Annotated in this window: 8 protein-coding genes; 5 read left to right on the forward strand and 3 right to left on the reverse strand. The window is 48.9% G+C overall.

Going from position 1 to position 12356, the window contains the following annotated elements; all coding sequences use genetic code 11:
• Positions 1-3 precede the first annotated feature (3 nt).
• A complete protein-coding gene (locus tag HHX48_RS11745; protein WP_223858316.1) occupies positions 4-2910 on the reverse strand; it encodes a TonB-dependent receptor in 2907 nt (968 codons plus the stop codon).
• A gap of 414 nt (positions 2911-3324) precedes the next feature.
• Between HHX48_RS11745 and HHX48_RS11750 the strand changes: the two genes are divergently transcribed.
• The 5 genes from HHX48_RS11750 to HHX48_RS11770 all read left to right on the forward strand — a co-directional run bounded on the left by HHX48_RS11750 (position 3325) and on the right by HHX48_RS11770 (position 9122).
• On the forward strand, positions 3325-4047 hold the full coding sequence (locus tag HHX48_RS11750; protein ID WP_191025325.1) for a GntR family transcriptional regulator: 723 nt from the start codon (positions 3325-3327) through the stop codon (positions 4045-4047).
• 131 nt (positions 4048-4178) lie between these two features.
• Entirely contained in the window at positions 4179-5207 is a 1029-nt protein-coding gene (locus tag HHX48_RS11755; protein WP_191025327.1) for a LacI family DNA-binding transcriptional regulator, read from the forward strand.
• Between the two features lie 90 nt (positions 5208-5297).
• Positions 5298-6716, forward strand: a complete 1419-nt coding sequence (gene uxaC, locus HHX48_RS11760) for a glucuronate isomerase (protein WP_191025329.1) — start codon at positions 5298-5300, stop codon at positions 6714-6716.
• A complete protein-coding gene (locus HHX48_RS11765; RefSeq protein ID WP_191025331.1) occupies positions 6716-8179 on the forward strand; it encodes a mannitol dehydrogenase family protein in 1464 nt (487 codons plus the stop codon). The genes uxaC and HHX48_RS11765 overlap by 1 nt, the downstream gene beginning before the upstream one ends.
• A gap of 37 nt (positions 8180-8216) precedes the next feature.
• Positions 8217-9122, forward strand: a complete 906-nt coding sequence (locus HHX48_RS11770) for a sugar kinase (RefSeq protein WP_191025333.1) — start codon at positions 8217-8219, stop codon at positions 9120-9122.
• Positions 9123-9179: 57 nt separating this feature from the next.
• On the opposite strand, the gene HHX48_RS11775 is transcribed toward HHX48_RS11770, so the two are convergent.
• Together HHX48_RS11775 and HHX48_RS11780 are read right to left on the reverse strand one after the other, a co-directional pair.
• Positions 9180-11285, reverse strand: a complete 2106-nt coding sequence (locus HHX48_RS11775) for a PQQ-dependent dehydrogenase, methanol/ethanol family (protein WP_191025335.1) — start codon at positions 11283-11285, stop codon at positions 9180-9182.
• Positions 11286-11458: 173 nt separating this feature from the next.
• Positions 11459-12145, reverse strand: coding sequence for a sulfotransferase family 2 domain-containing protein (locus HHX48_RS11780; protein WP_191025337.1), 687 nt, complete (start codon positions 12143-12145; stop codon positions 11459-11461).
• Between the last annotated feature and the right edge of the window lie 211 nt (positions 12146-12356).

The raw sequence follows: 12356 nt of genomic DNA on the forward strand, positions 1-12356 counted from the left end.
AAGTTAAAATGACCCTCGAAGGCCCAGCGTATAAGTCGCTCCCGGATAGAAGGCATTAAACGCAATGCCCTTGTACTCGTGCCAGTTGCCGACCGGTTCGTTGGTCAGATTATAAGCGTCCAGCGTAACGGTCATATTCATATCCACCGGCAGGTTATAGCTTGCTGATACGTCAATCTGGGTGCGATCAAACGAAAAGACTTCTTTGCCTTGTGTATAGTAGCTTGCGGCCCCGTCCTGATGATTAACTGTCAGACGCGTCTGAAACGACTCATTTTCATAAAACAGCGTCCCGTTGTAACTTAAATCAGAAATACCGGTGATAATGGCATCATCATCGCTGGCGTCCTGACGGATTGTGGTGGCACTGATATTAAAGCCCATGCCTTCAAGCACGATATCCAGTGGCTGCACCCAGACCGCCTCAAAACCGGTAAGTGTGGTGGCACCGTCAATATTATTACGCGTATTCACCGTAGCGGTACATTGTGAAGGCCCACCGCACTCCAGCAGCGCCTGCTGACGGTCATCACCAATATCATTGATATCAATACCATACTGGCCAAGGTCTTCAAACGCGACGGTGATGCTGTCTGAGCGGGTAAACCCGGTCACTTCTTTTTCAAAGAAAGTCAGACCAATATAGCCAAGCTCAGAGAAATACCACTCACCACCGATATCAAAATTAGTCGCCTCGAAGGGGGACAGATAAGGATTACCCGCATTTACGGTTTCGATACCTGAACCACCCCACGAAGCATTGGGGAAAAGATCGGATGGATTAGCCCGGGTCAGGCTGCGTGATGCACTGGCCCGGATCTTCACATCTTCCATCGCGTCATACACTAAACTCAATGACGGCAATAGCTTGCTGTAACTGGTGCTGGTACTGCTTTCAGAGGTTGCCACGCTTTGCTCTGTATCCACCCAGCGAACGCCGGTATTTACACGAAGCAGTTTACCCGCCACCTCGGTTTCAGTATTGGCCTCAATATAGATTCCCAGCACTTCTTCGTTGATATCACCCACGGTGGCACCAAACTGGTCCCCCTGAGAGGGGACTGCCTCAAAACTGTCGTAATTGGTGGCTGCCTTGATGCGGTCCCAGTCAACCTGGGCAATGCCGGTATAGCCATTGTAGCCATCAATGCCCGTCCCCAAATCATCCACAATTGACGGCGACAGGTATTCCGCAAAATTACCGTAGGCAGCAGAATTCATCACATTATTTTCGGTAAACTCAGCGGTACCACCGAAGGCATCCATGTTGGATGTATTTTCATCCCAGGCAATACCAAACTTGAAGCCGTTATAATCAGGTGCTTCACCGTAAGCAAAATCCAGGTGGAAGCCTTTCGTTTCAGTTTCGCGATGGTTACGCTGGATACGGAACATGTCGCCAAACTTTTCATCCTCGCTGATCACTCCATCTTTATTTTGGTCATACTCCTGTTGCCAGGTATAGCCAATGTTCGGATCAGCAGGGTTTTGACTGAAATTGAAACTAGGCACATCGCCATTGGTAAATTGCATGGTGCCAGCAGGTGACATATACAGCACATAGGGCTCATCACGATCGAATTCTGACTTTGTTAAGCTGGCAGAAACATCAACAGTCAGCATATCTGATGCAATCCAGGACACACTGGGCATGATGCTGTAAAAATCCAGGTCTTCCTGATAATCGTGTGAACCAACCCAGATGTGGGAGTTATAAAATGTTCCGTCGGTCACATAACCGTTATTATCTACCGTTACATCTTCAGGGATGATCGCGCCACCCTGATGCAGATAGTTACGTCTTCCCCACCACATCGCTTCGGTTCTGACAAAATCTTTGGACGCTTTTGCATACATGGTATCCAGCACCGCATCTACACGATCATTAGGACGATACTGCAGTGAAATGATGCCCGATACGCGGTCCCGATCACCATAGGTAAACATGGGTCGGCCCAGATAAGGAAGTAAGGCTGTATCTAGCGTGTCAGCAGCCAGTCCGGATGTCGCAACTGGGTCCACCGGATCACCGACACTCACTCCCGGATTTGCCGCAGCGTAATCCGGTGTTGCTTCCGGGCTCCAGAAAAAGTGGTTCAAGCCCTGACTACCCTCTACACATCCCGACGCGGTATGCTCCGGATTATCCCACTGCGCCACACAGCCATCGGTAAACAGCGCCACCGCTTCATAACCGTCAACCCGTGACTTTGTATTTGCACCTGCAACGCCGACCAGCACACCGAATTTATCATTAACTGTCTTTTTATAGATGGCTGAATAACGCGGACTGATATCCCCACGCAAGTCGCCATAAGCGCCTTCAAGTGAGTATTTGAACGTCTGGTCACCTGCATCAAATGGACGTGCAGTGCGCATATTCACAAAGCCAGACACGCCGCCTTCAAGTTGATGGGCTTTGGCGGTTTTAGAAACAGACAGACTGCTGAACAGTTCAGTGGGGAAAATATCCAAATCCACCTCACGGTTACGGTTGCCCGATCCCAGACTTCCGTCAGAGGCAATGGAAATGGAGTTACCATTTAGCGCTATTTTGGTGAAGCTGGGGCCAAGTCCGCGCACCGAGATTTGTTGCCCTTCACCGGTCACTTCGCGGTTGATTTTAACGCCCGGAATCCGACTTAATGATTCAGCCAGGTTCTGACTGGGCATTTTACCGATATCATCAGCAAACACTTCATCTACGAATCCCTGCGAATCACGTTTAGCGACAGTAGAGTTAAACAGGCTTCCGCGATACCCCTTTACCTCAATAACTTCGGTTTCCCGCTCCTCTACCTGTGTGTCTTCATCTGTCTGCTCCTGAGCGCCTGCAGTACCGAAAGCCGAAGCCACTGCTAACATTAGAAGTCCGCGTTTACTCAGCGAAAAAGCCTTGCGTGTGTTCATACTTAACCCCTTGCCTATAGCATCGAACGGTATTGAAAGTGTCGATAGCTGACTCGCAATCAGAAGGTCGAACCGACACATGAATACTTGTATACAACTTGAATGTGGGCTTACTATAACGGTGAGAATTGAACGCGACTACCACAAATGATCTAAATTTTAACAATTATTAAAAATCATAAAGGCGGTGTAACTTTTGATTAACATGTAAGCACGTATAGCAGTGATAATGGGCCATGCAGTGTTAGATTTCTTATAACGACAGCTGGCAGTCATGCAGAGGTTTCAGGTAAGCATAGTGAAGCCGGAACACGTAGTATTGCTTTTGATGTCAGTTATCAGGCAATAATAAGTGGTTAATCAATTACAGATTATCAATAGCTGTTATCTAACTTCAGCTTTGGCGGTATTAGAGTGAATGTAAAGAAAAACAAACCAACAGTAACAGAACCAGATATTCAGCTTTCCTATCATCAGTCTACATCAGACCAGCTATTCGAGCATTTGCGCGATGAGATTGTAAATATGGCTATCGAACCGGGTTCGATAATGTCTGAAAATAAATTGGCCGCCAAGTATGGTGTCAGCCGTACCCCGGTCAGGGAAACCATTGCTAAACTCGTCACGCTGGGATTTGTTGAAGTCAGGCCTCAACGCGGTACATTTGTGTCGAAGCTGAGTATTTCAAAAATTGTAGAAGCGCGGTTTATTCGCGAAGCGCTCGAGGTAGCCGTCGTGGCCCACTGTGCACAACACGCCAGTGACTCACTCATCGCAACGTGCGAATCCCTGATAGACAAGCAACGCAATGCCGCCAGCCAGCTCAACGCTTTAGGCTTTCAGCAACTTGATGATGATTTTCACCAGACCCTCGCTGACTTTGCGCAATACAAACGAGCAGCCAGTCTTATTCAGTATGAAAAGGCGCATATGGATCGGGTAAGAAATCTAAGCCTGAAAGAGTTTGGCGGACAGTATGACAGCGTACTGGAGCAGCATACTGCAATCATTGATGCGCTGCGCGCCCGTGACCCTGTTGCGGCCCGTGAAGCTATGAGTAGTCACCTGCATCTGATACTACAGGTTTTAGAAAGTGTGAAAACCCGGCACCCGGCGTATTTTGAAGATGTTGAGTGAGCCACGGCTGGCGCTCACCTTTGCCCATCGGCGTTGCTATATGACAAGCCTGTGGGAAAAAGCTTTGTCTGAACAGCATTCGCACGATAGGCTTCTCCATTATTAATTTCTCTGGCGTGCTGCGGTAACCCATGAAAAAACGTCCCACTATCAATGACATTGCCCAACAAGCAGGCGTTTCCAAACGTACTGTATCAAGAGTGATTAACGGGGCGACAAATGTAAATGCGAAGACCCGTGAAAATATTCAGCAAATTATCAGGGAACAGGGATTTTCGCCGGATAAAAAAGCGCGCGGTCTGGCAGTGAGACGCTCTTACCTGCTGGGTATTATTTATGATAACCCGGGCACGTTCTATATTGATCAGGTCCAGGAGGGTGTCCTACAGGTAATCACCGAAAAAGGCTATGAACTTATCGTTCACCCCTGCAGCTATCAGGATGCCGGATTTGTTGATAACTGTACCGGATTCGTACACCGCTCAAATGTAGACGGGGTTATTGTACTGCCACCGGTTTCTGAGTCTGCAGCGCTCGCCGACGCATTTAATCGTCACAGTGTTAATTACGTTCGCATGGCCTCTGTCGCACTGGATGAGCCATACAGAATGGTTATTTCCGATGATCGCCACGCAGTGGCTGATTTAGCCCGCTATCTGGTGGCTCAGGGGCATAAAGACATAGCAGTAATCAGTGGCCCTAACGCGTATTCGTCGACCACCGAGCGATTAGAAGGATTTTGCCAGGCATTGCACAAACAAGGTATCCCCCTTCCTGACAACAGAATCATTGAGGGAGACAACACCTATGAAAGTGGTATTGCCTGCGGTCGGGCATTATTAACGCAGGATCCAATACTGGATACCATTTTTGCCAATAACGATGATATGGCTATTGGCGTTATCAGGGCTGCGCACGATCTGAAAATCAATATTCCGCAGTCGCTGTCAGTAGTAGGGTTTGATGACAACCTTATGGCCGCCCGTATGCTCCCGTCACTGACAACCATACGTCGGCCGGTGCGTGACATGGCCGCCATCGCAGCGCAAAAGCTTATTGCTCAGATTGAGAATCTGCCTGCCGACAACATCGCCACACAACCAGTTAAAGCGCAGTTAATTGTGCGCGAATCCACCCGCAAAAAGTCAGATTTCTCTTGATAAGGAATTTTTCTGCTCCTATTATGCCACCGGTGGCATTAATAATTATTTGATGCTTTTCCCCGCTTCACCAGATGATAAGAGGACGTGATGGAACCGATTTTATTGCATGAAGACAGGCTTTTTCCGGCAGATAAACCAACCCGCGATATCGCAAAAGCGCTGTATAACTCTGTGAAAGCGTTACCCATTATCAGCCCGCACGGTCACACTGATCCGCGCTGGTTTGCGTATGACGACAACTTTACTAACGCAACCGAACTGTTTATTACGCCCGACCATTACGTATTCAGAATGTTGTACAGTCAGGGGGTAAGTCTCGAGTCTTTGGGCATTGCGCGCGTGGACGGGAAACCATCTGAGCAGGATCCCCGTAAGGCCTGGAAAATATTTGCAGACCACTATTATTTGTTCGCCGCTACGCCTTCAAGACTGTGGCTGGATACAGTTTTTCATGATGTGTTCGGCATGCAGGAAATGCTTTGCAGTGAAAATGCGATGGCCTATTACGACCATATTACCGCAGAGCTTGCTACGGCGAATTTCAAGCCCCGTGCACTGATGGATCGTTTTAACATCGAGCTGATTGCGACCACCGAAGGGGCGCTGGACCCGTTAACACACCACCAGCAGTTACAGGGCTCTGGCTGGGAAAAGCGCGTAATTACAACATTTCGACCCGATGATGTAGTAGATGCCTCGCGGGATGATTTTGCAGGAAATATTGAAAAACTAGGCGCGCTAACCGGTGAAAACACCATGTCCTGGGCCGGCTATCTTAATGCGCTCAGAAAGCGGCGGGAAGTCTTCAGAGCGCACGGGGCTACCGCCACCGACCACGGCCACCCAACTGCACTGACGGCGGACTTGTCCACAAATGAATGCGAGACCCTGTTTGAAAAAGTGCTGACCCGACAAGCCAGCAGCGCCGATAAAGAACTGTTTCGCGCTCAGATGCTGACCGAGATGGCGGGAATGAGTGTGGAAGATGGCATGGTTATGCAAATCCATCCGGGATCCCATCGCAGCCATAATGTGCCTTTGCATCAACAGTTCGGTGGTGACAAAGGGCACGATATTCCTGTTGCGGTGAATTTTGTCGATGCTCTTAAGCCGCTGTTAAACAAATACGGTAATGAACCGGGGCTTTCGATTATTCTGTTTACGCTTGATGAAACAACGTACTCTCGGGAGCTGGCACCGCTGGCTGGCCATTACCCCTGCCTGAAGCTGGGCCCGGCCTGGTGGTTTCACGACAGTCCGGAAGGCATGCTTCGTTTTCGCCACCAGACCACTGAAACCGCAGGTTTTTTCAATACTGCGGGCTTCAATGATGATACCCGTGCGTTTCTGTCTATTCCAGCCCGCCATGATGTTGCGCGACGCATTGACTGTCGATTTCTGGCTCAGCTGGTCGCCGAGCACCGGCTAAGTGAAAATGAGGCGTTCAGGGTTGCTCGCCAACTTACTTACACGCTCGCCAAAAAGGCGTATAAGCTGGAGGCATAATGACCAGACTATCTTACCAAACTCTGAAGCAGCTACCTGATAATGTAGCCACTGCCAGTGTTGATCCTGCTTCTACACAAATCGGCATTGTCCACCTTGGTCCCGGCGCGTTTCATCGTGCACATCAGGCCATTTACACACAACAGGCTGATACAGAGGGACGCTGGGGTATCAGTGCGGTTTCACTGCGCAGTGCGCATTTAAAAGAAGCATTAGGCCAGCAGGACAATCTGTATACTTTAATGATCCTGGATAACATTCCGCAAACGATCGTTGTAAGTGCACTCAAAGAAGTATTGGTGCTGGAGCAGGAACGCGAGCAGGTGATGGCCAGAATGACATCACCGCAAACCCATATTATTTCGCTGACGATTACCGAAAAAGGGTATTGCCTCAACAATGATGGCACTCTTAACCTTAAGCACCCCGATATTCGTCACGATCTTGTCCAGCCTGACAAGCCTGTTTCAGCGGTTGGCCTGTTAACTGCTGCGCTGAAACAACGCATGAATAAAAACATCGGAGAATTAACGGTCATCAGCTGCGACAATTTACCCGATAACGGTGACAGGCTGCGCGGCGCAGTGCAATTGTTTGCCGACAAATCAGATCAGGCGCTCAGTGCGTGGATTACAGATACCGTCAGTTTTCCCAACACCATGGTGGATAGTATCACGCCGGCCTCGGATGACGATTTACAAAACGCCAGCCGGCAAGCCACCGGTCTTGACGATGCCTGGCCGGTCCAGCGCGAAGCGTTCAGCCAGTGGGTTATTGAGAACAAGTTCAGTGGCCCGCGCCCTTCCTGGGAGAACGCAGGCGCCATTATTACTGATGATGTCCGGGTGTTTGAAAAAGCCAAGCTTCGTATTTTGAACGGCAGCCACTCTGCCCTTGCTTACTTAGGCTCACTCTGTCATTTGAAAACGGTATATGAGGCAGTCTCCCACGACGCAATGTATACGTTTCTGAATAAGCTGCTGGAAGAAGAAATTTTGCCTACGGTTGATGCCAGTGATGCGCTGAACCCTGAGCACTATGTCGCACAGACATTGACGCGTTTTAAAAACCGGCATATTCAGCATTTACTGTCGCAGATTGCCTGGGACGGGTCGCAAAAACTGCCGCCCCGCCTGTTAAATACCGTGAAAGATAATCTGGCCGCCAACCGCAGCATTCATCTGTTATCGGCAACGGTAGCGGCCTGGATAATATTTGTTATCCGTTCAGTGCAGACGAACAAAAAGCTTGTGGATCCGATGGACGATATGCTTATTGGTGTCGTGAAAAATCATGACGGAGAGGCGTCCGGGGTGGCAAACGCCCTGTTGGACGATTCGCGTATCTTTGGTGATTTGACGCAGCATACTGATTTTCGCAAGACTGTATTAGCGCAGTTGGCAATTGTCGCGACCATCGATAAGCAGAATGCATCCACACAGCTGACCGCACTATGTCAGTAAACCTACACGCGTTTAAATGAACACCGGAATCCGTGCCATGAATCACATCGTTATATTCGGCGAATGCATGATAGAGCTAGTGACACAGTCCGCCCATCAGCTGGCTAAAAGTTTTGCCGGCGACACCTTCAATACTGCCGTCTATCTTAAACGCTGTGCACCTGTGTTAGAGGTGCACTACCTCACCGCTATCGGCAGTGATGAGCAAAGCGACGAACTTTATCATTTTATGCAACAGGAAAAGCTTGGTGTTGATTTGGTTCACCGCTCTGCCAGCCGGCATCTTGGTCTGTATATGGTGCATACCGATAACACCGGTGAGCGCAGTTTTACCTACTGGCGCAGTGAATCGGCAGCCACTCAAACCTTGCATAGCGTCGATGGCGAGTTACCTGATACTGATCTGTTTTATCTCAGCGGTATTTCCGTGGCCATCCTTGATGATACGCAACGTCATATGCTAGTGGATAAGCTGACAGCGCTGCGCCAACGCGGCTGCAAAATTGTCTTTGATCTCAATTATCGGCCTGCGCTGTGGAAAAGCCCTGACCACGCCAGGCAGTGGGCCGATCGCTTTTATGCTATGGCCGACATCGCGCTATCCGGTGTGGATGATCACGCCCAGCTATACGCCCACCAATCTGTCAGCGAAATTGTTACGCATTTGTCCCGGTTTTCTATTGATGAGCAAGTTATAAAGCACGGGGCATACGGAGTTGTCGTTAATACACAGAGCGATAGCTGGTCTGTGCCTGTTGAGCCAGTAGAAACTGTTATTGATACGACTGCGGCAGGCGATGCTTTTAACGCAGGCTACCTGGCCGCCCGCGGTAAGGGTGCAGATCCGGTCAGTGCTGCAAAATACGCCGCAAAGGTGGCTGCCTTTGTTATAGGTTATCCCGGGGCAATAACACCGCCTGAAAAAGCGTTACCCCGCCTTTAATTGTCAGTTTGTGCAGCAACAGGTAATCCGTTACCCGTCGTTGCACAAGCCTGCGCATTACCGGCTTGAGGGTTTATCGCCTATCTTCTGCTGCTGAAGCGTTTTAAGATAGCCACTCAGCGCCTCTACCTCACTGCGCTTAAGCTTGCCTTCAAACGATGACATTCCTCTGCTTTGCAACGCGCCATCAAGTATGACCACTGGCAAAACCTGCTTTTCAATCATGTGACTGGTTAGCAGATTTGGCGCTATCCCACCCCGGCTATCGTCAACCACATGGCACACCGCGCAGTTTGTATTGAAAACAGTCTCTCCCTGAAGGAATGTTTTTTTGGATATTGTTACCTTCGGCCCTGGCTGTATTGGCGCATTTTTGGGGGCATACCGATGAAAAGCTACCTGATTTTCTCCATGGAGCACTTTCACCTTGCTTTCTTTACTGTCGACAGCCAACCTGAACGTTAACACCAGGTCTGATCGCAACTTATCGGTAAGAATATTCTTCATACCGTATCCACCGCCCCAGCCGGCAGCTACGGTGACATACTGCGTACCATCGAGCATGTAGGTAATGGGTGGGGCCAGGATGCCTACCCCCACGTCATAACTAAATACCTCTTTACCGTTACGGCTATCGTACGCTTTTAAATGACCGTCAGATGTTCCCTGAAATACCAGGTTACCGGCGGTGGACAGAACCCCGCCATTCCATGAGTCGTGCTGGTCAATCGTCCAGGCGGGCTTTCCTTTAACCGGATCCCAGGCTTTCAGAAAGCCTCTTTTTTGGGGTGCCTTCTTATCATAAATATCCGGCTTGTCAGCCTGATTTCCCGTTGCCAGATTCCACCCGGCGCCAGTACCAAATCCACGCTCGTTGTATTTCCAGTCCAGATCCCGCCCGTAAAACGACACGGTATCCCGGCCAGGTATAAAAACATAACCAAGCTCAGGGTTATAAGCCATAGGGTGCCAGTTATGGCCACCATCATAGTTTGGGACTATCTGCGCATTGACCTCACTGTAACGCGCAAAATCCGCCTCTACCGGTTTTCCCGTTTGCTTATCAACGTGGGTAGACCAGTTCATGTAGGTGAACGCATCAGCACTGATCAGCTCTCCACTGACCCTGTCGATAACATAAAAATAGCCATTTTTAGGGGCCTGCATCAGTACTTTGCGAGTCAGTCCTTCAATTTCAATATCCGCCAGAATCATGTGCTGGGTCGCAGTGAAATCCCAGGAATCGCCCGGCGTTGTCTGGTAATGCCATTTCAGCTCGCCGGTCTTAGGTTCAATGGCAAGAATAGATGAGAGATATAAATTATCGCCGCCTTCAGGGCTGCGCTGGTGACGATCCCAGGGTGAGCCATTACCCGTTCCGACATACAACAGATCAAGCTCAGGATCATAGGCCATTGAATCCCAGACCGTACCGCCCCCGCCGTACTTCCACCATTGTCCGGTCCAGGTATCGGCGGCTTTGCGCATCGCTTCATTCTCAAAGCCTTCGTCCGGGTTTCCCGGCACCGTATAAAAGCGCCACTGCATTTCACCGGAGTCAGCATCGTAGGCGGAGAAATAGCCTCGCACACCAAACTCAGCACCACCATTACCAATAAACACCAGCCCGTTTACAACCCGCGGCGCACCTGTGATGGTGTATGGTTTACTATTATCAACCGTTAGCTGCTCCCACACTTTTTTGCCGGTCTTTCTGTCGAGCGCGATAAGTCTGCCATCGAAAGTGCCAAAAAATAGCTTATCGTCCCACGCAGCAACGCCACGGTTAACCACATCACAGCAGCCGTTAATTGCTGCCTGCCGGGGAACTTCAGGGTCGTAGGACCATTGAATTTCACCGGATTTAGCATCAACGGCGAAGACTTTACTCCAGGGGCCGGTGACATAAATTATGCCATCAATCAGCAGTGGTGTAGCCTCAACACCTCGCCAGTCCGGCAGTACCGTTTTATTCAGTAATACCAGATCCTTTACCGTGTCGGTATTTATCTGTTTCAGGGGACTATGACGGGTTTCGCTGTAATTTTTGCCGTGAGCGAGCCACTGATCATTCTTAGAGTCTGCTTCATTCAGTGTTTGTTGGTCGACTGAGGTAGCAGCAACGCCGCAGAAAACGATCCATGACGCTATCAAATCAGTCATAAATTGCATTGTAGTCACAAATCACCCTAACCTATTGGTCAGAAATACATTTGCCACAATTAATCACAAAAAAATTCGGGTCGCTACGAGAAGTGAAATTAGATAAGCTCAACCAGAAAAATCGGTATACACCATCATAAATCGGCGAAAGGGCTAATACCGTTAGTAAGGATTTACTGTACGGCTGACGGCAATTTCTCTGACATCATTTTTTTGCACAGATGAATAAAACGGGTGTCCTCCTCATACCATTCATTTAATGCACAAACCCCCTCTTCTTCGATAGACTTATCCAGATTGGCCGGGTTTTTATGTGCTTCAACGCCATCTTTTGGCAACGCAATGCCCTCGGGAAGCGCTAACAAATCTTTTAGTTTGTCGAAGTCACTGTTCAACGATTCCTGAAACCCTATGAACAAAATATCATCGGCGCGGGAGTTAAAGTAATCCAGGTCTACATACCAGTTATGGTAGTGACTAAAATGCTTTACGCTATCCATTGCCGCAACCGCTGAAGGCTGCTTTTGCGCAAGCGACATCGCCACATCGTTGGGTGTCGCGTATTGCTCAAATACTTTTTTTTCTTTCGGACTCCACTCAGAATAGTACCTTGGCTGACCTTTTCGTTGTCGGCTGTAAAACCCGCTGACGAACCTGGAGACAGGATCTCTTAGAAATAAGATTACCGCCTCGCCTTTAGGGATATCTTTTAAAGATACACTGTGTCCATGCAGTTCGATTGAGTATTCCGGTGTTTCCTGAAACTTCTTCAGCACGGATTTTATAGCGCTACCGCCGGTTTTTCCTACGTGTAAAAAATGAACTTTCTTTTTCTTATTTTTCCATAGAAATTGAAACATATCGTGCTCCCTGTGCCGTCCTGTGATGAATAACGCCGACTCGTTGATCAAGGAAATTATTCACCAGCAACTTGTATATTTTCTTTACCGCATAAACAAAACGTAGCCGAATATTCTGTTGAGATCCACAAAGACAGGCCTAGGAGGGAGGAAAATGTTGAAAAAATGTTAATTTACGTAAAAACTTATCGGAACAGCGTCTGACCGACAT

It is taken from the genome of Salinimonas profundi (genome assembly GCF_014750655.1).
Classification (GTDB): Bacteria; Pseudomonadota; Gammaproteobacteria; order Enterobacterales; family Alteromonadaceae; genus Alteromonas; species Alteromonas profundi_A.